This is a genomic window from Rhizobium sp. N621, assembly GCF_001664325.1.
Classification (GTDB): Bacteria; Pseudomonadota; Alphaproteobacteria; order Rhizobiales; family Rhizobiaceae; genus Rhizobium; species Rhizobium esperanzae.
Map to the genome: position 1 here is coordinate 3,178,714 of NZ_CP013495.1, position 25,446 is coordinate 3,204,159.

Consider the following 25,446-nt stretch of genomic DNA (forward strand, 5'->3'; position numbering starts at 1 on the left):
TCAACCGATCTTGATTTTGGTATCGGACACAAATGAAAAGGTCGGAATCGCCAGGTTCTGCGGCGCAGGGCCTTTGCGAATGCGGCCGGCCGTGTCGTAGACCGAGCCATGGCAGGGACAGAACCAACCATTGTATTCACCGGCCTGACCGAGCGGAACGCAACCGAGATGGGTGCAGGTGCCGATCATGACGATCCAGTTTTCCTTGTCCTTGCCGCCCGAACGGTCAACACCAGTCGCCTGCGCTTCAGGCGGAAGGTTGGCATTGCGCGCGATCGGATCCTTGAGATCCGCCAGCGGAACATCGGCTGCCGCCTTCACTTCCTCCGGTGTGCGGTTGCGGATAAAGATCGGCTTGCCGCGCCACTTGACCGTCAGTGACATGCCGGGCTCGAGGCTCGCGACATCGACTTCGATGGAGGCCAGCGCCAGCGTCGATGCATCCGGACGCATCTGGTCGATGAACGGCCATGCGACAGCAACAGCGCCGACAGCGCCCGCCATACCAGTGGTGAGATAAAGGAAATCACGGCGAGTGGGCTCTGCTGAAGCCTCGCTTGTCGTTACGTGTTCGCTCACGGCTTAACCATCCTCTGCGCAATTATCGCGGAATTCCGCCCCGCCCCCTCTGCTGGCGAATCGATCTGGACACATTTCGGCCATAGATTCCCCGGCAATCCGGCGCGTTCTAAGCTTGATCGCAAATTATGTCCAGCCTTGACAAGGGGATGAGGGCACAATGTCGCGGGAAATTTCAGATGAATTTTTTACTGCAAAGACCCGCTTGCTCTTATGTTGCATTGCAACAAAAAAGCCGCCGTGTTAGGCGCAACCGCAACGATGCCAGCCAGCCGGACCCGAGCGGATGAGAGACACGATCTTTTGCGTAATGAGCGTTCTCACAACCCTCGTCGTCGCCATTATCTCGCTGCGCTATATCAAAGATTTCTATCTGCTTTCTCTTTTTTACAGCTTTCAGATCCATCTGGCGGCTGCCGCAGCAGTGGCCTCCGGCATAGCCCTCCTCTTCAAGCGGCATTGGTACGCGCTGCTGACACTCGGCGCATCGATGGTTCTCGTCGTCCACGGCATCGTGATGACGCGTGAATTCGTCGAGCCTGCGGTGGACGAGAGCCACCCTGCTCTCTTCAAGCTGATGTCCTTTAATATAGAGAACGACAATTTCGCAAACGGCGCTGATATCGCCGACATGGCGATCGGCTCGGGGGCCGACGTCGTCAACATCCTCGAAGCCGAACCGGTACTGTCCGAATTGCCGCGACTGCTGAAGACCTACCCCTATTACGTCGGCTGCGGCGTCGGCATGGAGCAATGCGATACGCTCGTCCTGTCGAAGCGCCCGCTGATCGAACCTCGCATCCGCAGCCTCGGCCTGCTGTGGCGCAACCGCCTGACGATCTCGACGATCGATTTCGACGGCCAGAAGATCAACTTCCTCGCCGCGCACCTGACCAAACCCTATTACGACGAATTCCATGGGCTGGAAGTCGAAGATCTCGCCGAGATTATCCCTTCGCTGCCGGGACCGCTTGTGCTTGCCGGTGATTTCAATACGTCGATTCTGGCGCCGGATGTGCAGTATCTCATGCGCAGCCAGGGCTTGGGCACAGCATCGCTGGAGCCTGCGACATGGCCGATCGCCGCCGGCCCCTTCGGCATTTCGATCGATCACGTCTTCAGCAAAGCGCCCCTGCGGCTGAAATCGGTCCGCCGCATCGAGAACAGTTTCGGATCAAACCATTTTGGCCTCATGGCGGAATTCGTCCTCGATCCTTGAGCCTGCATCCTCGTCGGACGCGAGAAAGCCGCCGGATTGGCGTGCCCAGAGTTCGGCATAGAGCCCGCCGCGGCGAAGCAGCTCATCGTGGCTGCCCTCCTCGATGATCCGGCCGAGGTCGACGACGATCAGCCGGTCGAGCGCGGCGATCGTCGACAGCCGGTGGGCGATCGCGAGCACTGTCTTGCCCTCCATGATCCGATGGAGATTGGACTGGATCGCTTCCTCCACTTCCGAATCGAGCGCCGACGTCGCTTCGTCGAGAACCAGGATCGGCGCGTCCTTCAGCATGACTCGCGCGATGGCGATGCGCTGCCGCTGCCCGCCCGACAGTTTGACGCCGCGTTCGCCGACATGCGCATCGAAACCGCTACGGCCCTGCTGATCCTGCAGGCGGGCAATGAAGTCGATGGCTTCGGCGCGTCGGGCCGCTTCGACCAGCCGCTCCTCGCCGGCATCCGGCCGTCCGAAGAGTATATTGTCGCGCACGGAACGATGCAGCAGCGACGTATCCTGGCTGACGACGCCGATCTGCATCCTGAGCGATTCCTGGGTCACCGCCGATATATCCTGGCCGTCGACCAGAATGCGGCCGTCCTGGATGTCATAGAGACGCAGCAGCAGGTTCATCAGCGTTGATTTGCCGGCGCCCGAACGCCCGACGATTCCGACCTTCTCGCCCGGGCGGATGGTCAGGGAGAAATTCTCGACGACGGGCTGCTGATCCTTGCCGTAGTGGAAGGAGACATTATCGAAGCGAATGCCGGGATGGCGGATCACCAGGCTCATCGCATCGGGCCGATCGACGAGTCCGAGCGGCTGGGAAATCAGTTCCGCGGAATTCTGGATGGTGCCGAGATTGCGCATGATGCCGTTGAACTGCGTCATCAGCCTGCCGAGCAGGAAATTCAGCCGGAGCACCAGCGCCAGCGAAAATGCCACCGCGCCGGAACTGATCAAGCCGCGCAGCCAGAGATCGACGCTCAAGCCCGCCATCGTTACGATCATCAGGCCGGAGAGCAGGGCCATGGAGGCCCGCACGCCGGTGATGAACCGCGTGAAGCGCAGCACCGTGTCCTGATAGATATCGAAACCCTGGCGCATGTAGCGATCGCTCTCTTCATCGCGTGCGAACAGCTTCAGCGTCTGCATATTGCTGTAGGAGTCGACCATCCGGCCGTTCAGCATCGATCCGGCCTCCGCCGTTTCGCGGGAATGATGGCGGATCCGCGGGACGAAGTGGCGGGCAAGCAGGCTGAAGGCGCCAAGCCAGAACAGCACGACGGCGGCGAGTGTAAAGTCCAGCCGGGCGACGAGCACGAGCGTCGTTACCGCATAAATTCCGACAAACCAGACGCTTTCCATCAGCGACGTGACGAGATCGCCGGTTGCCTGGCCGGCAGACCAGACCTTGGTGACGATACGCCCGGAGAAATCGCTCTGAAAGAACGACAATGATTGCCTTGAGACGTGGAGATAAGATTGCCAACGTGCTAGATTGTAGAAGCCCGGCGTGATCACCTGCTGATCGACGAGGGCAATCATGAAGGCGACGACGAAGCGCACGAGCCCGATGAGAGCGAGCATGCCGAACAGCTCGCCACCATGAGCCGCGAGAAGACCGCTCCAGCCGACGCCGGGCTTAATGCTGGCGAGAATATCGACGAGGCGTCCGACGAACCAGAAGAGTGCGGCCTCGATGGCCGCCGACGTCCCGCCGAGAATGAGCATGGCGATGAACGGCATCTTCGCCTGGCCGATGTAAAACCAGATGAAACCGAGCGTAGCACGCGGCGGCTGCAAGTTGTCGCGCGGGCGGAACGGATCGATCCAGGTTTCGAACAGGCGGAAGATGGGTCGCAGGAACATGGAAGCGATATAGGCGGATTGAGGGGAGCGGCAAAGGGAATGGAAAGCGGACGCAACCTAATATTTTGGTAATAAACGATAACATCGGCGGCATTGCCATTGATTGCCTCCGAACCCGTCACAATCTGACGATAGGATCGCGCTTCACCGGAGAGAAGGTCATGGAAACGAAAATGCTCGATGCGCATATTCCGCTTCCGCTTGCGGAAAGGTTGGATGCCCTGGCTCTCGACCTGGCGCTGCCGCGCGACGAGATCGTCATCGAGGCTATCGCCGCCTGGCTCGACAGCGAGGAACGCCGCCGCATCGTGGCGCTGCGCACCCTTGCAGCTGCCAACACCATCGTCGTCGTCGAACATGACCGCGTGATCGATTGGGCCGACAGCCTTTGAGCAGGCAAACGGCGCCCTGTTCCCATTGGCAAGTAAATCAATTTAACAATTGAAAAGGCCCTCCCCGCTTGCGCCGGGAGGGCTTCTCTCATTCCGCAGCCTCTTCCGCCTCCTCGGCGTGATCGGAGAGGAAGCCGCCGGACTGGCGATTCCAGAGGTCGGCATAGATGCCGCCGCTTTCGATCAGTTCGCCGTGCGAACCGGCCTCGATGATCCGGCCCTTGTCGAGCACGATCAACCGGTCCATCTCCGTCAGCGTCGAAAGCCGGTGGGCGATCGCGATCACCGTCTTGCCTTCCATCAGGGCGAAGAGGTTTTCCTGGATTGCCGCCTCCACTTCCGAATCGAGTGCCGAGGTCGCCTCGTCGAGCACCAGGATCGGCGCATCCTTCAGGAAGACGCGAGCGATGGCGATCCGCTGCCGCTGGCCGCCGGAGAGCTTGACGCCGCGTTCGCCGACCTGCGCGTCGAGGCCCTGGCGGCCCTGCATGTCGACGAGCCCTTCGATGAACTCCCAGGCATTGGCGCGCTTGGCCGCCTCGATCACTTCAGCGTCGGTGGCCTCCGGCCGGCCATAGGCGATGTTGTCGCGGATCGAGCGGTGCAGCAGCGACGTGTCCTGCGTCACCACGCCGATCAGCGAGCGCAGGCTTTCCTGCGAGACGCCTGATATATCCTGCCCGTCGATGGTAATGCGGCCGGCCTCCAGGTCGTAGAAGCGCAGCAAGAGGTTCATCAGCGTCGTCTTGCCCGCGCCGGAACGACCAACCAGACCCACCTTCTCGCCGGCCTTGATGTCGAGCGACAGATTGTCGATGACGCCTTTGCCCTTGCCGTAGTGGAAGCGGATGCGATCGTAATGGATCGCCCCCTTCTTCGCCGTCATGTCAGGCGCATTCGGCTTGTCGACGATGTCGTGCTGCTTGCTCATCATCTCCATGCCGTCATAGACCGTGCCGATATTCTCGAACAACGCCGAGACTTCCCACATGATCCATTGCGACATGCCGTTGACGCGCATGGCAAGACCGATGGCGATGGCAATCGCGCCGACCGAGATCGCCCCGTTCAGCCAAAACCAGATCGACAGGCCCGAGACGACGAAGAGCGCGACGCAGTTGTTGAGATAGACGCTGATGTGGAAGAGCGTCACCTTGCGCATCTGCTTGTGCACGGTCTGCAGGAACTCGTCCATGCCCTCCCTCGCATAGACCTCCTCACGGCCGGCATGCGAGAAAAGCTTGACGGTGGCGATATTCGTATAGCTGTCGACCACGCGCCCCGTCATCATCGAGCGCGCATCCGCTTGCGTCGCCGCAATCTTGCGAAGCCGCGGCACGAAATAAGAGACGATGCTGACATAGACGGAGAGCCAGACGAGGATTGGGATCATCAGCCGCCAGTCGGCCGCGGCAATCACGATGATCATCGTCAGGAAATAGCTGACGACATAGACGAAGACGTCGAGGATCTTCATCACCGTTTCGCGCACGGCAAGCGAGGTCTGCATCACCTTGGTCGCGACGCGCCCGGCAAATTCGTTGGCGAAGAACGTCATGCTGTGGCGCAGCAGGAAGCGGTGCATCTGCCAGCGCGCCATCATCGGATAATTGCCGAGCAGCATCTGATGCATGATGAGGGAATCGAGCCCGGCCGCCAGCGGCAGGCCCAGAAGCACCAGCGCCGCCATCCAGAACAGCTTGTGGCCTTCGGTCTGCAGGAAAGTGGCGCGATCGGCATTGGTCAGCCAGTCGACGATGTCGCCGAGGAACTGGAAAAGCGCCACTTCGCCGACGGCAATCAGCGACGTCAGCACGGCCATCAGGCCGAGCCAGGGCGCTGCCGGCTTGCTGTAATGCCAGCAGAAGGCAAAGAGACCTTTCGGGGGCGCAACGGGCTCCTCGCTCGGAAAGGGATTGAGTCGCTGTTCGAACCAGCCAAACATGAAATTGCTCCGAAACATCAGCGTTCCGGCTCCTGGCTTCGCGCCATCTCGGCGCCATGCAAGCACATATGGGAACCGGACGTTCAAGGGGCGAGGCTGAATCAGCCGCGCAATGGATCAAAAGGGAAGTATTAGAAAGAAGCCCGCTCTAGCGGCGCCATGTCGCCTTGATCGGCATTACGGCGGGAAAGCGCATAATAAGCAAAATATTCATGTGGCCCTCCCTGCTGGCGTTCGAAGATGTGCATGCATAACGCGAAAACTGCGAAATTTCCAGCCCCGAACTGGCGCGAATAGAACGTTTCTGGGCCAAACTGCGCCCTGTTGCGCTGAAATCACAGTTGTATTAGGCCTCCCGCTTCGAAACCAACGGGCGGCGCCTGAATGACGAACCTCAGACTGGCACTCTACCAGCCGGACATCCCCGGCAATACCGGCACGATCCTGCGCCTGGCCGCCTGCCTCGGCTTCGCCGTCGACCTGATCGAGCCCGCCGGCTTCGATGTCTCCGACCGCAATCTGAAACGATCGGGCATGGATTATATCGCCGCCGCCGCGCTGACCCGCCATGTCAACTGGGACCGCTTCGAGGCATGGCGCACCACGTCAGGCCGCCGTCTGATCCTTGCCTCGACCAAGGCCGCCGACCGCTACACCGATTTCGCCTTCCGTCCGGACGATGTCCTGCTTTTCGGGCGCGAAAGCGCCGGCCTGCCGGATCACGTGCACGAGAGAGCCGACGCCCGCATCCTCATCCCGATGGTCGAAGGCCAGCGGTCGATCAATGTCGCAGTCTCGGCAGCCATGATCGTCGGCGAGGCGATGCGCCAAACCGTCTGGGCTTGATTGGCGCCTGCCCGAAACGGATTGACGAATATATCGGGAAGTGTCGAAAATCGACGTTGTCAATCGATCAAACCGGCGTATATTTATTAGCCGGACAATCAAACATCCCGCACGACCTTCACAATTTCAATAACTTGGGAAGATTAGCCACAAAGGCCGACGCCCGTAGACTGATGAAAGCAGAATAAAACAAGAAAATGGATTCCACGATCATCATGATCAACCTGTTCGGAGCCGTGGCGCTGCTGCTGTTCGGCCTCGCGCAGGTGAAGGACGGCGTGTCCAGGGCCTTCGGCGCCCGGCTGAGAACGGGGCTGGCGACCGGCACGCGCGGCGGCCTTCGCTCATTCCTCTCAGGACTGGTCGCGACCGTCGCGCTGCAGAGCTCGACCGCAACAGCGCTGATGACCGCCTCCTTCGTCGAACGTGATCTGATCAAGCCGCGCATGGCCCAGATCGTCCTGCTCGGCGCCAATGTCGGCACGGCGATCACTGCATGGATCGTCGCGACCGGCATCGAATGGCTCTCCCCGCTCCTGATCCTCTCCGGCATCGTGCTTTACCGCGGCCGCTCCAGCACCCGCCAGGGCGGCGGCGCAGCGCTGATCGGCATCGGCCTGATGCTGTTGTCGCTGCATCTCCTGAGCCTTGCGACGGAGCCGATGCGCGCCTCACCCGCTCTGGCCGCTTTCATCAGCCTGCTGGATGGCGCTCTGCCCGTGGCGCTCCTCTTCTCGGCAGCGCTCGCCTTCGTCTCATCGTCCAGCCTAGCGGTGGTGGTGCTCATCCTGTCGCTCGCCTCGGCCGGCCTGATCTCTGCCGAACTCGTGATCGTGCTCGTGCTCGGCGCCAATCTCGGCGGCGCGATACCGCCCGTCGTCGCGACGATGTCCGGGCCGGTTTCGGCGCGACGCGTCACATTCGGCAATCTCGCCGTCCGTGCGCTCGGCTGCATCATCGCCTTGCCACTCGCGGACTACGGCGCGGAATTCATCCAGATGCTGCCCTTCGGACCGTCAAAGCTCCCAGTCGATGCGCATCTGCTCTTCAATGTTCTGCTCGCCGCCCTCGCCTGGCCCTTTTCGAGGCCGCTCGCCACGCTGATGACTCGCCTGGTTCCGGATCAGGCCGAGCCGGACACGGCTCCGAAATATCTGGATGCTCATGAGCTTTCGACGCCCGTCATTGCTTTGACCAGTGCCACCCGCGAAGTGCTCGGCATCGGCGACCTCATCGAGCGCATGCTGATCCGGGTCTCCGAGGCCTTCGAAGGCAATGACTCTTCCAAGCTTTCCGAAATCGCGACCCTTGAAGAGCGCGTCGACAAGCTGCAGCAGGCGGTGAAGGTTTATCTCTCGAAGCTCGGCCGCGAGGGGCTCAGCGACGAAAACGCCCGCCGCTCGATCGTTGTCATCGACTATGCCATCAATCTCGAACATATGGGCGATATCATCGAGAAGGGCTTGCTGGAGCAGGTATCGAAGAAGATCTCGCTTGGGCTCAGGTTTTCCGACGACGGTCATCAGGAATTGCGTAAGCTGTTCGACCTGACGATCGACAATCTTCGTGTTGCCCAGACGATCTTCGTCACTCGCGATTTCAATCTTGCGCGTCAGATGATGGAGACAAAGGTGGAGGTCCGGCGCATGGAGAAACAGTCGGCCGAACACCATCTGGAGCGCCTGCGTGACGGACGCGCCGACAGTCTGCAGACAAGCTCGCTGCATCTCGATATGCTGCGTGACCTGAAGAGGATCAACGCACACATCGTCTCGGTGGCGCATCCGATCCTAGATGAAAGCGGCCTTCTGATCGAAAGCCGCGTGCGCGCCGTCGCGGAGTGACGGTCAGTCGGCCGAAGGCAGGCGGCGCATGGTGAATTCGATCTGGTCACCGTCGAGCTGACGCCAGCTTTCCACCTCGGTCCAATAGGCGGCTTTCGGATATTCGTCGAACCATTCGCGCGCCTTGGCGCGGGCGTCGAGGAGGCCGAGGCAATATGTCTCACGCACGAAATGGTCTTTCTTACGGGCAGGGTTTTCCGCCCGGTGTCTCGCCATTCTGCGTTTCAGGCCGTCGAAGGACGGAGGTCCTGGAATTTTTGCCATCAACCCTACCTCTGTCGAAAAGATAGTATCGAAACCCTTGTTTTGCGAGTCGAATCTCGATGCCCTGGCCGCAGCTTGGCGAGGGGCGGCGCCGCCTGCTAGATGTGGCGGGCAACAAGGAATGAGCGAGTCGCATCCTCAACGGATGCCGGCCGCGGAGGCGTGACATGGAAAGACCGGAACTGCCAATCGGCTTGCCTGAGGATATCGAAGAGAAGAAGACGGCCGCCCGCAACTGGTTCGAAGGGCTGCGCGATACGATCTGCGCCTCCTTCGAAGCTCTCGAAGACGAGTTGCAAGGCCCCCTCTCCGATCAGGAGCCAGGCCGCTTTGTCGCTAAGGACTGGTCGCGCGAAGAAGGCGCCGGCGGCGGTGGCCGCATGTCGATGATGGAAGGCCGCGTCTTCGAGAAGGTCGGTGTCCATACCTCAACGGTCCATGGCGAATTCTCTCCGGAATTCCGGGCGCAGATACCGGGCGCCAAGGACGACCCGCGCTTCTGGGCCTCGGGCATCTCGCTGATCGCCCATCCCGTCAACCCCAACGTTCCGGCTGTCCATATGAACACCCGCATGGTGGTCACCACAAGCCGCTGGTTCGGCGGAGGGGCCGACCTGACGCCGGTGCTGTCGCGCCGCCGCACGCAAGAGGACGAGGACAGCCAGCTCTTCCACAAGGCCATGGAGATCGCCTGCCGCAATCACGCCGTCGCCGATTACGGCGCCTACAAGGCCTGGTGCGACGACTATTTCTTCCTGAAGCACCGCAACGAGCCTCGCGGCATCGGCGGCATCTTCTATGACTGGCTGCATTCGAGCGAAGAAGCCGGCGGCTGGGATGCCGATTTCGCCTTCACGCGGGACGTCGGCAGGGCTTTCGCCATGGTCTATCCGAAGATCGTTCGCTCCAACTTCAACAAACAATGGACGGAAGCCGACCGCGACGAACAATTGATCCGCCGAGGCCGTTACGTCGAATTCAATCTGCTGTATGATCGCGGCACGATCTTCGGCCTGAAGACCGGCGGCAACGTCGAATCCATTCTCTCGTCACTGCCTCCGGTAGTACGCTGGCCGTGAGACTGTAAAAACTCATCGATAATTCGAGCTGAAGGACCTTCATAAAAATTCAGTGAGTCCTAACTTTATATGTACGTGCGTAACAATCGGAGGAGGATTGTCATGACGACAAAAAGCGGCTCGCCTGCGTCCACGGATGCCCAGGAAACATTCCGTGCAATAGACACACCCGAGTTCCTGATCCGCATTGCCGAGAAACTGCGGGCCAAGAGTGGCTCCGATCTGCCGCTGTCCTGCTTCATCGAGCAGGTCAAGCTGCAACTGGCCGGCGGAAAGTCGCCGGAGGATCTGCAGAATGACGCAGCCAACAGCAACACGCCCGGCCATCTCTCGGAAACCTACAAAGCGTGGGCAATGCCCGACTGAAGCACCTTCTCCGGTCGCCACCTCCTGCCGGCCGGAACCTTCTCTTCGCACGTACATTTCATCAATCGCGTGAAAGCGCGATGGCCGTTGCGTTCCAGACAGAGGAGAAAACCATGCGACTTTTCGAATGCGGCACGCTCGTTCCCGGCTGCGCCTGGCACACCCGGGCGGATAATGACGCAGAGGTGGTTCGCCGCGCAGTCGAGCACCTGAAGACTGCTCACGGCGAAACGATCATACGCGAAAACATGGTTGATAACATCAAGGCACGCATCCGCGACGAAGCCACCGCCGCCTGACGGCCGGTGACCGAGTCCTGGCAACAAGGGAGCCGCGCCGCATCCATCCGATGCGACGCGATGTCGGCTATTGCGCTCGTTCCTGCAGCCGGGCGAGCAGCGCCGTCCGATCGGAGGTGAAATTTTCCTCCACCCACTGATTTTCCAGCACCGCAAGCAGTTCGCCGACGCGAGGGCCAGATGCGACACCCGCCGCAAGCACGTCGCCGCCGTTCAGAGGAAACTGCGGCTTCTTCCAGTTCGCGGCCTGATCCATGAGCTTGCCGAGCCGCGCCGAACGCGCCATTTCGCCAAGATCGCCCTCAGCCTTGCCGCGCGCAACGGCAAGCGCTAGCTTCAGCCGCGTCGTTATGCCGTCAGGGCCGTTGCGGTAAAGTAGCCGTTCGAAAGCGGCCGGCGAGATTTCGTCGTTGACCGGCGCCGCCGTCGCCCAGGCCTTGAGAGTGGCCGCTTCCGCATTGGAGAGTTTCAGCCGGGCCGCAAGCGCCTCCAACCGCGCCGCATCGGGTGGTACGATCGCCATCAGGCGCAGCAGCGGATCGGGCGCCCAGCCGAGCGCCCTCTCGGTGGCGACAAGCGAAGGGATGGCATCGATCCCCCAACGTTCCGATTCCGGCAGAATTTCCGTCAACACCGCCACCTGCCGCATCCAGAGGAGTGCCCGGCCGGGATCGGCAGCACCGAGCAGTTTTCTGAGCTCCGACCAGACGCGTTCGGCCGACAGCGTCTTCAGTTTCGACCGCGCCGCCGCACAGGCTTTCAGGCCCTCCGCATCGGGCCGTCCGGAGCCGTAATAGGCAAAAAAACGGAAGAAGCGCAGAATGCGCAGATGGTCCTCGGCGATACGCCTTGCCGCATCGCCGATGAAGCGGATGTTGCGCGTTTCGATATCGGCAAGTCCGCCAACGAGATCGACCACTTCGCCCCCGGCATCTGCATAGAGCGCGTTGATTGTCAGATCCCGCCGTTCGGCATCGGCCTTCCAGTCGGTGCTGAAAGCGACCTTGGCGTGGCGCCCATCGGTCTCCACATCGGTACGCAGCGTCGTCACCTCGAAAGGCTTGCCATCGATGACGAGCGTCACCGTGCCGTGCTGCAATCCTGTCGGCACTGCCTTGACGCCGGCCGCCGCCGCCCGCTCCATGACGATTTCAGGCTGCAGCGTCGTGGCGATGTCGATATCGCTGACCGGCAGGCCCATCAGGCTGTTGCGCACCGCGCCGCCGACCACTCGCCCTTCCCCCTCATCGGCATTGAGAAGCGCAAGGACCCGGCCGAGGGCCGGATCGCGGAACCATGCTTGGTCGGCAATGCCGGTCATGCATAAAGCCTTTCGTAGAGCGTGCGGACGATGCCGGCGGTGATGCCCCAGATCATCCTGGTTTCATAGGGCATGCGGTAGAAATGCCGGTCGATGCCGTCGATGACGCGCCTGTCGCGGCGGTGATTGGCCGGGTTCATCAGGAAGGAAAGCGGCACCTCGAACACGTCGTCCACCTCGGCCGGGTTCAGCCTCAGCGCGAAACCCGGCTCGACGACGCCGAGCACGGGCGTAATGCGGAAACCGGTCGAGGCGAGATAGTTCGGCAGCCTGCCGACTGTCTCGACGAAGGAGCCGGCCAGGCCGATCTCCTCCTCCGTCTCGCGGATCGCCGCCATTTCAGGCGAGATATCGGCCGGATCGATCGAGCCGCCGGGAAAGGCGATCTGGCCGGAATGTTTGCGCAGCGTCGTCGTCCGCTTGGTGAAGATCACATGCGCTTCCTCGCCGTCGTCGACGACAGGCACGAGCACGGCGGCGTCGCGCAGCTTGAAGGTCGCCACCTCCTCCACGATATCAGGATTGAGGACATGGTCGCCGTGATCGCGCCAGGCATGGTCCACCGGCCCGCCATTCTGGTTGAGCGCGCGGCGGCGGAATTCGGCTGCTGAGAACAGCGGATAACGTTGGGTGATCGCATCGTTCATCGGCTAAGTGCATCCAGTTCATCGGCCGGCATGACGGGGAAGACCTCGCCGGCAGAGCAGATCGCAAACATCGCCTGTCCCTCCACGTCGAGTGCCTCGCCGAGCGCGACCAGTTCGTACATCACCGCGCGTGACACCAGCGCCTCCAGCCGCCCGCGCACATGCAGATAGGGTTTCAGTTCGGCGTTATCGCCCGCAATGGCAAAGCGCAGCCGATGCTCTCCTCCTGCTTCCACGACATCACCGACATTGGTGCGGAATGTCAGCACCTGGCGGCCCTCTCGTTCCGTCACGCTCATCTCCACGGCGATGAACGGCGCGTCGACGACCCTGATCCCCACCTTTTCCACAGGAGTTACGAGATAGGTCTTTTCGTCCTCGTCCCTGCGCAAGACTGTCGAAAACAGCCGCACCAGCGCGGGACGGCCGATCGGCGTACCCATGTAGAACCAGGTGCCGTCGGCCCTGATCTCCATGTCGATATCGCCGCAAAAAGGCGGATTCCACCGCTCGACCGGCGGTAGCCCGCGTTTTCTACCGCTGTTTTCGGCGGAGGCGCGCGAGATCAGCGCGACAAGCCCCGCCGCATCCGCCTGTCCGCTGATTTCTTCGGCTGCCATTCTTCCGTCCCGGTTTGTCCTTAACGAAGTGAAGTCACGAGATAGTCATTCGTAACGAACTTGTCAGCCCGTCGCATCTCCATAACTCTATCGAGTATGAGGCAGATGTATAAGTCCGCCGATTCGCTGCCGAATGATTTCAGCCGTTGGAGATGCCCGTGGGTATGATGAAGACCGAAGCCAGCCTCGATGAAAAGGCGATCGTCGCCGCAGCCGAAAGGGCGCTCTCCGATATCGCCGCCATCCGCGGGGAAGTTTCGAAAGTGATCTTCGGTCAGGAGAGCGTCGTCGAGAACACCATCCTCGCTGTGCTGTCAGGCGGTCATGCCCTGCTTGTCGGCGTCCCCGGCCTTGCCAAGACCAGGCTGGTGACCACGCTCGGCGAGGTGCTGGGTCTTGCCGCCAACCGCATCCAGTTCACGCCCGACCTGATGCCTTCGGATATTCTCGGCTCCGAGGTGATGGATCAGGACGACAGCGGCCGCCGTTCCTTCCGTTTCGTCAAAGGCCCAGTCTTCGCTCAACTCCTGATGGCCGACGAAATCAACCGCGCCTCGCCGCGCACCCAGTCGGCACTTCTGCAGGCGATGCAGGAATATCACATCACCATCGCCGGCCAGCGCTATGACCTGCCGGCTCCCTTCCATGTGCTCGCCACCCAGAACCCGCTGGAGCAGGAAGGCACCTATCCCCTGCCCGAGGCCCAGCTCGACCGCTTCCTGCTGCAGGTCGACGTCAACTATCCCGAGCTCGCCGCCGAACGCCAGATCCTGCTCGAGACGACAGGCATGAGCGAAACCCGGCCGGAAGCGATCATAGACGCGCAGCGGCTGATCGAGATCCAAACCCTGGTGCGCCAGATGCCGGTAAGCGAGACCGTCGTCGACGCCATCCTTTCGCTGGTGCGCTCCGCCCGCCCCGGCCAGGGCAATGCCTCGACCGACAAGAACGTCGCCTGGGGTCCCGGCCCGCGCGCCGGCCAGGCGATGATGCTCTGCGCCCGTGCCCGTGCGCTCTATGAAGGCCGCCTCGCTCCGTCCCTTGATGATGTCTTCGCGCTTGCCGAACCCATTCTCCAGCACCGCATGGCGCTGACTTTCGCTGCCCGCGCCGAAGGCATGTCGGTGCGCGACGTCATCGCCGGACTGGTCAGGCAGGCAAAGGGATAAGGAAGCCGGACGCGTGGCACCTATCGGACAGACCGTCAACCCGACGTCAGGCAGCGATGCCCTTTCCCGCGCCAGGCAGCGGGCCTCCCTGATGCCGGACTGCCTGGTGGAAGCCAAGCGCATCGCCAATACGGTGATTGCCGGCTGGCACGGCCGCCGCAAGCGCGGCATCGGCGAGAATTTCTGGCAGTTCCGACCCTATGCCGAAGGTGAAAGCCTGTCGCGCATCGATTGGCGCCGCTCCGCCCGCGACGATCATACCTATGTGCGCGAGCGCGAATGGGAGGCGGCGCACACGATCTGGCTCTGGTGCGACATGTCGCCTTCGATGATGTACAAGTCGAGCTACGGCAGCGTCTCCAAAGAAAGCCGGGCGCTGGTCGTGATGCTGGCGCTTGCTGAAATCCTCGCCCGCTCCGGCGAGCGCATCGGCTGCCCCGGCATCATGGAACCCGTCTCCACCCGTAATGCCGGCGAACGCCTCGCAGCCGCGCTCATGCACGCGCCGCTGACCGGCGGACTGCCGGAAACAGCGATGATCCGCGGCTGGAGTGACCTCGTGCTCATCGGCGATTTCCTCGACGACGCTCCTGTTATCATGGAGCGGCTCGGCCCGCTTGCCCGCCGCGGCCTGCACGGCCATGTGGTCGAGATAGCAGATCCCGCCGAAGAGATCTTTCCCTATAGCGGCCGCACCGAATTCATCGATCCGGAGACCGGCGCCAAGCTGATTTCCGGCCGCGCCGAACACGTCCGCGAGACCTATCGCAACGCCTACCTTGCCCGTAGGGACAGCCTCGGCCAGTCGCTGCGCCATCTCGGCTGGACCTTTACAACCCACCGCACCGATCATCTTGCCTCGGAGGCGCTGGTCGCGGTCCACATGTACCTGTCCGGCATGCCGGCCAAGGCAACGCATGGAGGGCTGCTATGAACGCCCTTCCCTTCGCTTTCGCCTATCCCGCCATTCTCAGCGCCCTCATAGCCTTGCCGGTCATCTGGTGGCTGTTGCGGCTGACACCGCCACGCCCGAAAACGGAGGTCTTTCCGCCGCTGAAGATCCTTGCATCGGTATTGAAGCGCGAGGAAACACCGGCGCAAAGCCCCTGGTGGCTGACGCTTCTGCGCATGCTGCTCGCTGCCATCATCATCCTTGCGATTGCCGATCCGGTCTTCAATCCGCGCACCAATTCGCTGGCATCGGGTGGCCCGCTCGTCCTCTTCGTCGACAACAGCTGGGCGGCATCGCCCGATTGGGAGCGTCGCGTCCAGACTGCCGACGCGCTGGTGGACGATGCCGAATCCGCCGGCACGCCGGTAGCGATCGCCTTCACCGCCGATCCCACCAACGATGCCGTGCCCGGCACCGCAGCCAGCGCCCGCGACAAGCTGCGGGCTGCCGAGCCGCGGCCGCTGGTCCCCGATCGCGAGCGCGCCTTTCAGGCGCTGCGCGCGGCGCTCAACGGCGTCAAGCCCGGTACCCTCGCCTTCCTGACCGACGGCGCCGCCGCCAAAGCCGATGATCCGACGGTGCGCAGGCTCGCCGAGCTCCAGCCCGCTGATCTGCGCCTGATCGAGGGCGATGCCACGAAGACGGTTGCCGTCACCGCCGCCAGCAATGCGGCCGACGCCATGACGGTCAAGGTCACGCGGCTCGACAGTTCGCGCCCCGCATCCGTGGCGCTGAACGCCGTCGATGCCCAGGGCCGCTCGATCGCCAACGGCAGGGTGGATTTCCGTCCCGGCCAGAGCGTCGCCACGAGTTCGATCACCGCTCCCTTCGAGATGCGCAACGATTTCGCCCGCATCAGCGTCGACACCGGCGCGACGGCAGGCGCGGTCCACCTTCTCGACGACGCGTTCAAGCGGCGCCGCGTCGTCCTGCTGTCCGGTACCGGAGCCGATGAATTCCAGCCGCTGCTCTCGCCGCTCTACTATATCCAGCGGGCGCTGCAGCCCTATGCAGACCTCATCCAGCCCAGCGATTCCGATCTGGCGGTCGCAATACCGAAACTTCTCGCCAGCAACCCTTCGATCATCATCATGGCCGATATCGGCCGCCTGCCGGAGGAGACCTACGAACCTCTGACACGCTGGATATCGAATGGTGGCATGCTCCTGCGTTTCGCCGGCCCGCGCATGGCGGCGGCACCTGCCGACGATCCGCTCATTCCCGTCATCCTACGCCAGGGAGAACGAGCGCTGGGCGGCACCTTGTCCTGGAGCGAACCGCAGTCGCTGGCCGAATTTCCGAGCATCGGCCCCTTCGCGGGCATACCGCGTCCCGCCGATGTCGTCGTCAAACGGCAGGTGCTCGCCGAGCCGACACCCGACCTTGCCGAACGCACCTGGGCAAGCCTCGCCGACGGCACGCCACTGGTCACGATGAAGCAGCTGGCATCCGGCCAGATCGTCCTCTTCCACGTCACAGCGGAAGCGACCTGGTCCGATCTGCCGATCTCGGGCACTTTCGTCGATATGCTGCGTCACCTCTTGCAGATATCGCGCTCAGGCGGTGTGACGTCCGAGGCGCGCAGCAGCGCGCGTGTCTCCGAGACCCTTCCTCCCTACCGCATGCTGACGGCCAAGGGTGTGCTCGTTTCCGAGACTGGCTCGGCGCGACCTCTGATCCCCAGGGCCGGAGCCGAACCGACGGCGAATTTCGATAATCCGCCCGGCCTCTACGGTTCGGAAGATGGTTTCACCTCATTGAACGTGCTGCCCGACAACGCCGAACTGAAGCCGCTCGATACCGCTGGAATCAATGCCGTGCGCGAAGGCTTGATCGGCGGCGAAAGCTGGTCGGCAAAGCCGGCTCTTTTCCTGGTCGCCTTTCTGCTGCTGCTCGCCGACAGCCTGATCGTCCTCTTCATGAACGGCGCTTTCTCGCGATTGCGCCCGGCCGCTCGCGCCGTGGGCGTGATCGCGGTCGTACTCGGCGCAGGCTTCCTGCTGCAGCCCGGCACACTTCACGCCAACGACTCTCGGCCCGATGACGACCTCATTCTGGAGAGGCTTGACAACACGCATCTCGCCTATGTCGTCACCGGCGAGCAGGAAGTCGACAATATATCCGAGCGCGGCCTTGAGGGCTTGACCCAGTTCCTGACCTTCCGCACGACGCTGGAGCCGGCGCCGCCCGTCGGCCTTGACCTCACCAGGGACGAACTCACCTTCTATCCGATCATCTATTGGCCGGTTTCGGCAACGGCGCCCATGCCGTCATCGGCCGCGATCAGCCGCATCGACGCCTATATGCGCAACGGCGGCACTGTGCTTTTCGACACGCGCGACCAGCTCAGCGCTTTGGACAATGGCGGCGATGTCAGCGCCAACGGTCAGCGGCTGCAGGAAATCCTCGCCAATCTCGATATCCCGCCGCTCGAACCGGTCCCCTCGGATCACGTGCTGACGAAATCCTTCTATCTCCTGTCGAGCTTTCCCGGCCGCTATGCCGGCAGCCCGCTTTGGATCGAGGCCCGGCAAGGTGGCCGAGAAACGACCGAAAAAGCGGCGGCGACGGCCGACGGGGTTTCGCCGATCCTGATCACCGGCAATGATTTGGCCGGCGCCTGGGCAGTCGACGAAAACGGTACGCCGATGCTGCCGACTGTGCCCTCGGATGAAGGGCAGCGTGAATATGCCTACCGGGCCGGCGTCAACATCATGATGTACATGCTGACCGGCAACTACAAGACCGACCAGGTCCACGTTCCCGACCTCCTCGAACGGTTAGGGCAATGAGATGACCTTCGATTTTTCACCCTTCCTGCCCTGGCCGATTCTAGCGGCACTGGCCGCCGCCAGTGCTCTCATCGCCGCCTTTGCGATCTTCCGCGGCATTCGCGGCGCCTGGATCAGGACACTGGCCGCCCTCGCCCTTCTGAGCGCCCTTGCCAACCCCGTACTGCTGCAGGAGGATCGGGATCAGTTGTCGACGATCGTCCCCGTCATCGTCGACCGGAGCCAAAGCCAGCAGACACCCGAGCGCATGAAGATGACCGATGACGCGCTTGCGGCATTGAAAGGGCAGCTTGCCCGCTTCCCCCAGATAGAACCCCGCTTCGTCGAAGTCGAAGGCGACGTCAATTCCGACGTTCCGTCCACCCGCCTGTTCGATGCGCTGGCAGCCAACATCGCCGATGTCCCGGCCGCCCGCATCGGCGGCGCCATCATGCTGACCGACGGTGAAGTCCATGATGTCCCGGCCGCCAATCAGGCGCTCGGCTTCGATGCGCCGATCCATGGTCTCGTCACCGGCAAGCCCAAGGAATTCGACCGTCGCATCGAAGTCATCAAGGGACCGCGCTTCGGCATCGTCAACGAGGAGCAGCAGGTCGTCCTGCGCGTCTTCGACGATGGTCCGAGCCCCGGCGGCACGGCCGACGTCACGGTGAAGCTGAACGGCGACGAGATCGCTACCTTACAGGCAACGCCCGGTCAGGATACGCCTTTCTCCTTCAAGGTGCCGGCTGGCGGCAGCAACGTGCTCGAATTCTCCGTCGCCGCGCTTCCCGGCGAAGTCACCACCGCGAACAACCGCGCCGTCCACGTCATTGACGGCATTCGCCAGAATCTGCGCGTCCTGCTCGTCTCCGGCGAGCCGCATGCCGGCGAGCGCGCTTGGCGCAACCTCCTGAAATCCGACGCCTCGGTCGATCTCGTTCACTTCACCATTCTGCGTCCGCCGGAAAAGCAGGACGGCACGCCGATCAACGAGCTGTCGCTGATCGCCTTCCCGACGCGTGAACTCTTCATCGACAAGATCAAGGATTTCGACCTGATCATCTTCGACCGCTATCAGGACCGCGCCAACGTGCTGCCGATGCTTTACTATGACAACATCGCCCAGTACGTGGAGAACGGCGGCGCGCTGTTGATCGCCGCCGGTCCGGAACACGCGAGCCCAGAGTCGATCGCGATGACGCCGCTCGCCTCTGTGCTGCCGGCAGAGCCGACCGGCCGGATGATCGAAAAGGCCTTCTATCCTCGCCTCTCCGAGGAAGGGCGCAAGCATCCGGTCACACGCGGCTTGGACGGCTCCGGCGAGGACCCGCCGCATTGGGGCCGCTGGTTCCGCAGCGTCGATGTCGAACGGCCGCAGGGCGAAACGATCATGGTTGGCGCCGACAACCATCCGTTGCTGGTGCTGAACCGCGCCGGCCAAGGCCGCGTCGCCATGCTGCTTTCCGATCAGGGCTGGCTCTGGGCGCGCGGCTTCGAAGGCGGCGGTCCAAATGTCTCGCTGTATCGCCGCATCGCTCATTGGCTAATGAAGGAACCAGCGCTCGAGGAAGAAGCGTTGACGGCGCGCGCCTCCGGCCGAACGCTCGAAGTCACGCGCCAGACGATCGGCGACAATCCTGGTAACGCCACCGTGCGTTACCCCTCCGGCAAGACCGAAACCTTGCCGCTCACCCAGACGGAACCAGGGCTCTACAAGGCCGAGAAACGCATGAACGAAGTCGGCCTCTTCGAAATCCGTAACGGCAAGTTATCGACGCTTGTGCATATCGGCGCTGTCGATGCGCCCGAATTCAAGGCGATGATCTCGACGACCGACGTGCTGAAGCCTGTCGTCGACAGGAGCAAAGGTCTCGTGACCCGTGTCGCCAGCGAAAAGGGCGCGATCAGCGTTCCGCCGATCCTGCCGGTGCGCGGTCAGGTCCGCGTCTCCGATAACGAGCGTATGATGATCCGCATGACCAACGAAACGGTCCTGAAGGGAATCAACACGCTGCCGCTCTTTGCCGGCTTCGCCGGCGTCGGCATCCTGCTGCTCGCTTTCGGCGCCATGTGGTGGCGCGAAGGGCGATAGTCGCATGCCGGAGTTCGAGCTCACGGCATCGCCTTCGGCTGGGGAACTCGCGGCAATCACCGATGCACTCTCGGCCTTCAATAACAGCGATGTCGGCCCTTCGGACCGCCAGCCGCTCGCCGTGCTCATCCGCGATACCGCCGGCAAGGTGACCGGCGGCCTGTCGGGCTTTACCGCCTGGGGCTGGCTCTTCACCCAAGTGCTTTATATCCCCGATACGCTGCGCGGGACGGGCATAGCCGGCAAGATCCTCGCAATGGCGGAAGACGAGGCCAAGGCGCGAGGATGTCGTGGCGCCTGGATCGATACCTTCAACCCGCAGGCTCTCCGCGCCTATCTGCGCCAGGGTTATGAAATCTTCGGCGAGCTTGAGGATCTCCCGGAAGGCCGCACCCGCAGCTTCCTCCGGAAAAATCTCTGATCATCCGCGCCAGGCGATTATGCCTTTCAGCCGCTCGTGCACACCCTCGGCGATCGGAACGACCAGCACCCGGCCGGGATCGACGGGACCTGGAAAGGCAAGCGCGTTATAGGCCACCTTCTCGAAGCCGAGCGGGCCGTAATAGGGCGGATCGCCGACCAGGATGACGGCTTCCGAACCCTTGCGCCGCGCAGCTTCCACCGCGATCCGCACCAGTTCCCGGCCGATACCGATATTTTTGTGCGAGGGTCGAACGGCAAGCGGGCCAAGAAGATGCCCCTTCACCGTGCCGGCCAGCACCGGCGTCATGCGCACGGAGGCGATCGTCTCGCCGTCGTCGGCGCAGATAAAGGAAAGCGACAGATCATGCGGCCCCTGCTCGCGGATGCGCGCGGCGGCACGCGTGAACCGGCCCGGACCGAAGGCTTCTTCATTGATGTGTTCGATGGCGGCGTCGTGGGACGCGTCTTCGGTGAGGTAGACGAGATCGTGCTTGTACATGATGACAGAAACCGGTTGGACAGATTGATGGGTCTCGAATACGCCTTCGGCGTTCGGAGCATCAGCGTCGTCGCAGGTTTCTGGAAATGAACATCAGACAGGCGTTCCTCAAATCGTGAAAAGGCCGATAGCAGGAAAAATTTCCGCCGTCCAACGCAAAATGCACACCCGATCCTGCTGGCGCGGGGGCGTGACGCACTGTTCAATCTTTACCGCCTGCAAAGCCCCACTATCTCAGCTAACGTCAATTCCAACACGCCAATCAAGGGAATGAAAATCATGGGAATGCTTGTGGACGGCGTCTGGCATGACGTCTGGTACGACACGAGGGAGAGCAAGGGCCACTTCAAACGGCAGCCCTCGCAATTTCGCAACTGGGTGACAGCAGATGGCGAGGCCGGGCCTTCCGGAAGCGGCGGTTTCAAGGCCGAGGCCGGGCGGTATCATCTCTATGTCTCTCTCGCCTGCCCTTGGGCCCATCGCACCTTGATTTTCCGCAAACTGAAGAAGCTGGAGGAGCTGATTTCGGTTTCTGTCGTGGATCCGCTGATGCTCGAGAATGGCTGGGAGTTCAAGATCGGTGACGGCGCTACCGGCGATCATCTCTTTGGCGCTGGGACACTCTGGCAGATCTACGTCAAGGCGGATCCGCACTATTCCGGCCGTGTTACCGTTCCCGTCCTCTGGGACAAGCAGACCGGCACGATCGTCAATAACGAGTCGGCCGAGATCATCCGCATGTTCAACAGCGCCTTCGACGGGCTGACGGGTTCGAAGGCCAATTTCTATCCGGAGGATCTCCGTGCCGAGATCGACACGCTGAACGCCACCGTCTACGACACCGTCAACAACGGCGTCTACAAGGTGGGCTTTGCCACAACTCAAGAAGCTTACGAGGAAAATGTCGGCAAACTGTTCGAAACACTCGATATTCTCGACGAACGCCTGGGCAAGGGCCGCTACCTTTTCGGCGACAGATTGACCGAGGCTGATTGGCGCCTCTTCACCACGCTGGTGCGTTTCGACACGGTCTATGTCGGCCACTTCAAGTGCAACATCCGCCGCATCGCCGATTATCGCAATCTGCCCGGCTATCTCAGGGATCTCTATCAGACGGCAGGCGTTGCCGAGACGGTAAACCTGCAGCACATCAAGCAGCACTACTACCGCAGTCACAAGACGATCAACCCGACCGGCATCGTCCCCATCGGCCCGGCGCTCGATCTCGACAGCCCGCATGGCCGCGCTACAGCGCCGCGCGTCTTTTTAGACGCGCAAAGGACGCTGTAGAACTTTAAATTGCTGCATAATTTACTCTTAAATCGATTCCGACTTAAGAAATTATGCAGCGGGCTGAATGCAGCCTGAAGCTTCTCACCAGCGGTGGTCTGGCTCCTGCTCGCCCCGAAGCTCGGCGAGGCGGCGATACGTCGCCTCGGTCGTACCCTCGGGCAGGCTGTCGAGCGAAAAGAACCCACTGTCGGAAATCTCCCAATCCGGCGGCCGCGGTGCCGTCTGCTCGACGGTTGCGCGATAGAATACGACGTGGTCGCGCCGGGTGGTCGTGGTGTTGAAATAGACCTGGACCAGCTGCGGTTTTCCGATGATTCTGAGGTTGCCCTCCTCGCGCAGTTCCTTGATCAGCGCTTCTTCGGCCGTCTCGTTGCGTTCCAGCCCGCCGCCGGGCATATGCCAGCCGCCGATATAGCTGTGGCGCACGAGAAAGATCCGGCCGTCCGCATCGAAGCAGGCGGCCCTGACCCCCATCGTCATGCCGCGGGCGAAGGAGAAATAGACATGCAGGAGGCGCAGGGCCAGCCTGATGTGAGGGGGCCGCTTCTCTTTATCCACCATCGTCCCGTTTCGGCTCTTCATCGCGCCGGATGTGTTTGATTTGTCAATAAGCTGGTCTATGTCTCGTAGCATGTTCAAGCTCGCGCATATTTCCGACGTCCACCTCGGACCACTGCCTCGTCTTTCCATTCAAGAGCTGTTTTCCAAACGCATAACCGGCTTTGTGAACTGGCATCGAAATCGACGCAAGCACCTTTTCGCCAGCGCGCTGGATCTGCTTCTCGATGACATCCGCGCCCATCAGGCCGATCATTTGGCCGTTACCGGCGACCTCGTCAACCTGGCGAGCGGCATCGAGATCCGCGCCGCCGCCGCCTGGCTGCGCGCGCTCGGCGATCCCGCCGAAACCTCGGTCGTTCCCGGCAATCACGACGCCTATGTGCCGGGTGCCTATGAGAAATCGATGCGCGCCTGGTACGATTATGTCCGCGGCGATCTCGCCTCGCCGCAATGGCAGGAAGACCGCCGCATCTTTCCCTATCTGCGTGTCCGCGACAAAGTTGCGATCGTCGGCTGCTCCACGGCCGTCGCCACGCCCCCTTTCGCCGCCTCCGGCTTTTTCAGCGCCCGCCAGGCCCGCGACACGGTGAACATGCTGCGCGCGGCCGGCGAAGCCGGTCTCTTCCGCGTCGTCATGATCCATCATCCGCCGATCCGCGGCGCCACCGCCTTCCACAAACGCATGATCGGCATCCGCCGCTTCGCGGCCGTGATTTCGACCGGCGGCGCCGAGCTCGTGCTGCACGGCCACACGCATCTGAATACGCTGCACTGGCTGCGCGGCCAAGTGCAGCCGGTGCCTGTCGTCGGCATCGCGTCGGCCTCGCAGGGGCCGGGCAGCATAAAGCCGCCGGCCGCCTACAACCTCTTTTCCATCGACGGCTCTCCGGGCGCCTGGGAACTCACCGGCGAGCGCTTCAGCCTGAACAGGACAGGCGATGCGATGATGCCGGAAAGCGTCGATATTTTCGCGCCTTAGCGCTGACTTCGGACTCTGTTTATGCGGCACTTGAATCAATCTCGGAAAGCGCTTCGCCACCGTCGCAACAATTGTCATGGAGGCGGCCTACCCTCTTGGTATTTTTACCGGTAAGCGTACAATCCAGCCGACTGCATCGCCTCAGAACGGAGCCGCCAATGACTTCCCCCTTCCATCGCCTGTGCAGAACAACACTTGCCGCCGGCTTTGTCTTCGGCATGGCAAGCGCCGCCTTCGCGGTCGGCGACAGCAACGACGACACCAATCCGCCGCCGAAGACGCAGACGACCAAGACCTGCACCGGCGGCAAGGTCTGGGACAAGGCCAAGAAGGAATGCGTCACTCCGAAGAAGAACAGCTTCAACGACGACGATCTCTATAAGTTCGCCCGCGAATTCGCCTATGCCGGCCAGTATGAGAATGCCATCGCCGTGCTCAATCTTGCCCTTAATCAGAACGACCCCCACATTCTGAACTATCTTGGCTATGCCAACCGCAAGGCCGGTCGCATGGAGCTCGGCATGTCCTATTACCGCAAGGCATTGCAGGCGGATGAGAACTATATTCTCGCCCGCTCCTACATGGGCATGGCACTGGTGGAACAAGGAGACATCCAGGGAGCGCGCGTCCAGCTCGTCGAAATTCGCGACCGCGGCGGCGAAGACACCTGGGCCTATCGCGCTCTGCTGCAAAGCTTGAACGGTTACAAGACATATTGACGCAAGCTTTGCGGGCTAGATTGGGAAAACCCCTTGGGAAAGGGGATAGGATGACCGAATGCTTGCGAAGTGCAGTGGATTTGCTTCATAAAGCATCTGCATCTCCGGTGCCAACAAAGCCGGTTTCGCGTCCGATGGCGAAGCTTTCGTCCGCGAAACCATTGTGAATGCTTCTTGGATAGACAATGCGTCAGCCCGCAACGACCATCGACCTCCGGCGTGATCTCGTCGGCCTTCTGCCCCACCTTCGCCGCTTCGCGATCACGCTCGCGGGCGAAGCCGGTGTGGCCGACGAACTTGTCCAAGCCGTCTGTCTGCGCGCCATTGCCAGGGGGCATCAGTGGAATGGCGAGGGCCGTCTGGAAAGCTGGACCTACACGCTTGCCCGCCAGCAGTGGACGGAGGACAGCCGCAAGCGGAAGCCGAAGGCGTCGGCACGCGGCAACGTCACCGATATCAGAGAGGCTGCGCGTGAACGCTCGGCCTCGGTCGATCCCGACGCCATCCATCGCATGATCGCCGAAATGCCTGAGGGCGTTTCCTCGATCTTCCTGCTCGTCGATGTCGAAGGTCACAGCTATCAGCAGGCGGCCGACATCATGGGCATTTCGACGGCAAGCGTCGTCTCCCAGCTGGCGACCGCAAGGCTGCATTTCGCCGGACTTGCCGGCACCCACCCCATCCACAGGTACTGA

General features: G+C 62.0%; 25 protein-coding genes. 16 read left to right on the forward strand and 9 right to left on the reverse strand.

Features of this window, described 5'->3' with window-relative positions:
• On the reverse strand, positions 1 to 579 hold the full coding sequence (petA, locus tag AMK00_RS15485; protein ID WP_011426278.1) for a ubiquinol-cytochrome c reductase iron-sulfur subunit: 579 nt from the start codon (positions 577 to 579) through the stop codon (positions 1 to 3).
• Between the two features lie 286 nt (positions 580 to 865).
• Here petA and AMK00_RS15490 point away from each other — a divergent pair, with 286 nt between their 5' ends.
• A complete protein-coding gene (locus AMK00_RS15490) occupies positions 866 to 1,798 on the forward strand; it encodes an endonuclease/exonuclease/phosphatase family protein (RefSeq protein WP_064810972.1) in 933 nt (310 codons plus the stop codon).
• Here the strand turns inward: AMK00_RS15490 and AMK00_RS15495 are convergent.
• Positions 1,754 to 3,667 carry an ABC transporter ATP-binding protein gene (locus AMK00_RS15495; protein WP_064810974.1) on the reverse strand — a complete coding sequence of 638 codons (1,914 nt, stop codon included), beginning with the start codon at positions 3,665 to 3,667 and terminating at the stop codon, positions 1,754 to 1,756. The two genes, AMK00_RS15490 and AMK00_RS15495, sit on opposite strands and share 45 nt — an antisense overlap.
• Positions 3,668 to 3,828: 161 nt before the next feature.
• Between AMK00_RS15495 and AMK00_RS15500 the strand changes: the two genes are divergently transcribed.
• Positions 3,829 to 4,059, forward strand: a complete 231-nt coding sequence (locus AMK00_RS15500) for a hypothetical protein (RefSeq protein WP_064804094.1) — start codon at positions 3,829 to 3,831, stop codon at positions 4,057 to 4,059.
• Positions 4,060 to 4,147: 88 nt separating this feature from the next.
• On the opposite strand, the gene AMK00_RS15505 is transcribed toward AMK00_RS15500, so the two are convergent.
• A complete protein-coding gene (locus AMK00_RS15505; protein WP_064804096.1) occupies positions 4,148 to 6,004 on the reverse strand; it encodes an ABC transporter ATP-binding protein in 1,857 nt (618 codons plus the stop codon).
• A 384-nt stretch (positions 6,005 to 6,388) separates the two neighbouring features.
• Between AMK00_RS15505 and AMK00_RS15510 the strand changes: the two genes are divergently transcribed.
• Positions 6,389 to 6,850 (forward strand): tRNA (cytidine(34)-2'-O)-methyltransferase, encoded by a 462-nt coding sequence (locus AMK00_RS15510; protein WP_064810975.1) that lies wholly within the window; start codon positions 6,389 to 6,391, stop codon positions 6,848 to 6,850.
• Between the two features lie 197 nt (positions 6,851 to 7,047).
• Positions 7,048 to 8,694 carry a Na/Pi cotransporter family protein gene (locus AMK00_RS15515; RefSeq protein ID WP_064810977.1) on the forward strand — a complete coding sequence of 549 codons (1,647 nt, stop codon included), beginning with the start codon at positions 7,048 to 7,050 and terminating at the stop codon, positions 8,692 to 8,694.
• A 3-nt stretch (positions 8,695 to 8,697) separates the two neighbouring features.
• Here AMK00_RS15515 and AMK00_RS15520 read toward each other — a convergent pair whose 3' ends face one another.
• Positions 8,698 to 8,958 (reverse strand): hypothetical protein, encoded by a 261-nt coding sequence (locus AMK00_RS15520; protein ID WP_064804101.1) that lies wholly within the window; start codon positions 8,956 to 8,958, stop codon positions 8,698 to 8,700.
• A gap of 167 nt (positions 8,959 to 9,125) precedes the next feature.
• On the opposite strand from AMK00_RS15520, the gene hemF reads away from it, so the two are divergent.
• The 3 genes from hemF to AMK00_RS15535 all read left to right on the forward strand — a co-directional run bounded on the left by hemF (position 9,126) and on the right by AMK00_RS15535 (position 10,702).
• Positions 9,126 to 10,037 carry an oxygen-dependent coproporphyrinogen oxidase gene (gene hemF, locus AMK00_RS15525; RefSeq protein WP_064810979.1) on the forward strand — a complete coding sequence of 304 codons (912 nt, stop codon included), beginning with the start codon at positions 9,126 to 9,128 and terminating at the stop codon, positions 10,035 to 10,037.
• Between the two features lie 102 nt (positions 10,038 to 10,139).
• Entirely contained in the window at positions 10,140 to 10,403 is a 264-nt protein-coding gene (locus AMK00_RS15530) for a hypothetical protein (protein WP_064804105.1), read from the forward strand.
• 113 nt (positions 10,404 to 10,516) lie between these two features.
• Positions 10,517 to 10,702, forward strand: coding sequence for a DUF1059 domain-containing protein (locus AMK00_RS15535; RefSeq protein ID WP_064806262.1), 186 nt, complete (start codon positions 10,517 to 10,519; stop codon positions 10,700 to 10,702).
• A 67-nt stretch (positions 10,703 to 10,769) separates the two neighbouring features.
• On the opposite strand, the gene AMK00_RS15540 is transcribed toward AMK00_RS15535, so the two are convergent.
• Genes AMK00_RS15540 through AMK00_RS15550 form a run of 3 tightly spaced genes read right to left on the reverse strand, consistent with a single transcriptional unit; the run spans position 10,770 to position 13,290 of the window.
• On the reverse strand, positions 10,770 to 12,023 hold the full coding sequence (locus tag AMK00_RS15540) for a CCA tRNA nucleotidyltransferase (RefSeq protein ID WP_064810981.1): 1,254 nt from the start codon (positions 12,021 to 12,023) through the stop codon (positions 10,770 to 10,772).
• Positions 12,020 to 12,670, reverse strand: coding sequence for a CoA pyrophosphatase (locus AMK00_RS15545; RefSeq protein WP_064810983.1), 651 nt, complete (start codon positions 12,668 to 12,670; stop codon positions 12,020 to 12,022). Before AMK00_RS15545 ends, AMK00_RS15540 begins: the two co-directional genes overlap by 4 nt.
• Positions 12,667 to 13,290: a DUF1285 domain-containing protein gene (locus AMK00_RS15550; protein WP_064810984.1), complete on the reverse strand. Its 624-nt coding sequence runs from the start codon at positions 13,288 to 13,290 to the stop codon at positions 12,667 to 12,669. The genes AMK00_RS15545 and AMK00_RS15550 overlap by 4 nt, the downstream gene beginning before the upstream one ends.
• Positions 13,291 to 13,448: 158 nt before the next feature.
• Between AMK00_RS15550 and AMK00_RS15555 the strand changes: the two genes are divergently transcribed.
• From AMK00_RS15555 to AMK00_RS15575, 5 genes are read left to right on the forward strand one after another with little or no spacing between them, the layout of a single operon-like run.
• The gene (locus AMK00_RS15555) at positions 13,449 to 14,459 is read left to right on the forward strand and encodes an AAA family ATPase (protein ID WP_064810986.1); all 1,011 of its coding nucleotides are present in this window, start codon (positions 13,449 to 13,451) and stop codon (positions 14,457 to 14,459) included.
• A 13-nt stretch (positions 14,460 to 14,472) separates the two neighbouring features.
• The gene (locus AMK00_RS15560; RefSeq protein WP_064810987.1) at positions 14,473 to 15,393 is read left to right on the forward strand and encodes a DUF58 domain-containing protein; all 921 of its coding nucleotides are present in this window, start codon (positions 14,473 to 14,475) and stop codon (positions 15,391 to 15,393) included.
• Positions 15,390 to 18,203: a DUF4159 domain-containing protein gene (locus tag AMK00_RS15565; RefSeq protein ID WP_064810988.1), complete on the forward strand. Its 2,814-nt coding sequence runs from the start codon at positions 15,390 to 15,392 to the stop codon at positions 18,201 to 18,203. Before AMK00_RS15560 ends, AMK00_RS15565 begins: the two co-directional genes overlap by 4 nt.
• A gap of 1 nt (position 18,204) precedes the next feature.
• Complete coding sequence (locus AMK00_RS15570) at positions 18,205 to 20,277, forward strand: hypothetical protein (RefSeq protein WP_064810989.1); 2,073 nt, start codon at positions 18,205 to 18,207, stop codon at positions 20,275 to 20,277.
• 4 nt (positions 20,278 to 20,281) lie between these two features.
• A complete protein-coding gene (locus AMK00_RS15575; protein ID WP_064810990.1) occupies positions 20,282 to 20,698 on the forward strand; it encodes a GNAT family N-acetyltransferase in 417 nt (138 codons plus the stop codon).
• On the opposite strand, the gene AMK00_RS15580 is transcribed toward AMK00_RS15575, so the two are convergent.
• Entirely contained in the window at positions 20,699 to 21,199 is a 501-nt protein-coding gene (locus AMK00_RS15580; protein ID WP_064804121.1) for a GNAT family N-acetyltransferase, read from the reverse strand.
• A gap of 279 nt (positions 21,200 to 21,478) precedes the next feature.
• Here AMK00_RS15580 and AMK00_RS15585 point away from each other — a divergent pair, with 279 nt between their 5' ends.
• Positions 21,479 to 22,489: a glutathione S-transferase family protein gene (locus tag AMK00_RS15585; RefSeq protein ID WP_064810991.1), complete on the forward strand. Its 1,011-nt coding sequence runs from the start codon at positions 21,479 to 21,481 to the stop codon at positions 22,487 to 22,489.
• Between the two features lie 84 nt (positions 22,490 to 22,573).
• On the opposite strand, the gene AMK00_RS15590 is transcribed toward AMK00_RS15585, so the two are convergent.
• Positions 22,574 to 23,053, reverse strand: a complete 480-nt coding sequence (locus AMK00_RS15590; protein WP_064810992.1) for an NUDIX domain-containing protein — start codon at positions 23,051 to 23,053, stop codon at positions 22,574 to 22,576.
• Between the two features lie 70 nt (positions 23,054 to 23,123).
• Here AMK00_RS15590 and AMK00_RS15595 point away from each other — a divergent pair, with 70 nt between their 5' ends.
• The 3 genes from AMK00_RS15595 (at position 23,124) to AMK00_RS15605 (ending at position 25,446) form a co-directional block, all read left to right on the forward strand.
• Positions 23,124 to 24,032 (forward strand): metallophosphoesterase family protein, encoded by a 909-nt coding sequence (locus AMK00_RS15595; protein ID WP_064810993.1) that lies wholly within the window; start codon positions 23,124 to 23,126, stop codon positions 24,030 to 24,032.
• A gap of 158 nt (positions 24,033 to 24,190) precedes the next feature.
• The gene (locus AMK00_RS15600) at positions 24,191 to 24,751 is read left to right on the forward strand and encodes a tetratricopeptide repeat protein (protein ID WP_064810994.1); all 561 of its coding nucleotides are present in this window, start codon (positions 24,191 to 24,193) and stop codon (positions 24,749 to 24,751) included.
• A gap of 185 nt (positions 24,752 to 24,936) precedes the next feature.
• Positions 24,937 to 25,446, forward strand: a complete 510-nt coding sequence (locus tag AMK00_RS15605) for an RNA polymerase sigma factor (RefSeq protein WP_064810995.1) — start codon at positions 24,937 to 24,939, stop codon at positions 25,444 to 25,446.

Coding starts and splice junctions, on each gene's coding strand:
- AMK00_RS15565 (WP_064810988.1), top strand. CDS start 15,390: ATGAACGCCCTTCCCTTCGCTTTCGCCTATCCCGCCATTCTCAGCGCC.
- AMK00_RS15530 (WP_064804105.1), top strand. CDS start 10,140: ATGACGACAAAAAGCGGCTCGCCTGCGTCCACGGATGCCCAGGAAACA.
- AMK00_RS15490 (WP_064810972.1), top strand. CDS start 866: ATGAGAGACACGATCTTTTGCGTAATGAGCGTTCTCACAACCCTCGTC.
- AMK00_RS15550 (WP_064810984.1), bottom strand. CDS start 13,290: ATGGCAGCCGAAGAAATCAGCGGACAGGCGGATGCGGCGGGGCTTGTC.
- AMK00_RS15510 (WP_064810975.1), top strand. CDS start 6,389: ATGACGAACCTCAGACTGGCACTCTACCAGCCGGACATCCCCGGCAAT.
- AMK00_RS15515 (WP_064810977.1), top strand. CDS start 7,048: ATGGATTCCACGATCATCATGATCAACCTGTTCGGAGCCGTGGCGCTG.
- AMK00_RS15585 (WP_064810991.1), top strand. CDS start 21,479: ATGGGAATGCTTGTGGACGGCGTCTGGCATGACGTCTGGTACGACACG.
- AMK00_RS15520 (WP_064804101.1), bottom strand. CDS start 8,958: ATGGCAAAAATTCCAGGACCTCCGTCCTTCGACGGCCTGAAACGCAGA.
- AMK00_RS15595 (WP_064810993.1), top strand. CDS start 23,124: ATGTTCAAGCTCGCGCATATTTCCGACGTCCACCTCGGACCACTGCCT.
- AMK00_RS15600 (WP_064810994.1), top strand. CDS start 24,191: ATGACTTCCCCCTTCCATCGCCTGTGCAGAACAACACTTGCCGCCGGC.
- AMK00_RS15580 (WP_064804121.1), bottom strand. CDS start 21,199: ATGTACAAGCACGATCTCGTCTACCTCACCGAAGACGCGTCCCACGAC.
- hemF (WP_064810979.1), top strand. CDS start 9,126: ATGGAAAGACCGGAACTGCCAATCGGCTTGCCTGAGGATATCGAAGAG.
- AMK00_RS15605 (WP_064810995.1), top strand. CDS start 24,937: ATGCGTCAGCCCGCAACGACCATCGACCTCCGGCGTGATCTCGTCGGC.
- AMK00_RS15590 (WP_064810992.1), bottom strand. CDS start 23,053: ATGGTGGATAAAGAGAAGCGGCCCCCTCACATCAGGCTGGCCCTGCGC.
- AMK00_RS15540 (WP_064810981.1), bottom strand. CDS start 12,023: ATGACCGGCATTGCCGACCAAGCATGGTTCCGCGATCCGGCCCTCGGC.
- AMK00_RS15570 (WP_064810989.1), top strand. CDS start 18,205: ATGACCTTCGATTTTTCACCCTTCCTGCCCTGGCCGATTCTAGCGGCA.
- AMK00_RS15575 (WP_064810990.1), top strand. CDS start 20,282: ATGCCGGAGTTCGAGCTCACGGCATCGCCTTCGGCTGGGGAACTCGCG.
- AMK00_RS15535 (WP_064806262.1), top strand. CDS start 10,517: ATGCGACTTTTCGAATGCGGCACGCTCGTTCCCGGCTGCGCCTGGCAC.
- AMK00_RS15495 (WP_064810974.1), bottom strand. CDS start 3,667: ATGTTCCTGCGACCCATCTTCCGCCTGTTCGAAACCTGGATCGATCCG.
- AMK00_RS15505 (WP_064804096.1), bottom strand. CDS start 6,004: ATGTTTGGCTGGTTCGAACAGCGACTCAATCCCTTTCCGAGCGAGGAG.
- AMK00_RS15545 (WP_064810983.1), bottom strand. CDS start 12,670: ATGAACGATGCGATCACCCAACGTTATCCGCTGTTCTCAGCAGCCGAA.
- AMK00_RS15500 (WP_064804094.1), top strand. CDS start 3,829: ATGGAAACGAAAATGCTCGATGCGCATATTCCGCTTCCGCTTGCGGAA.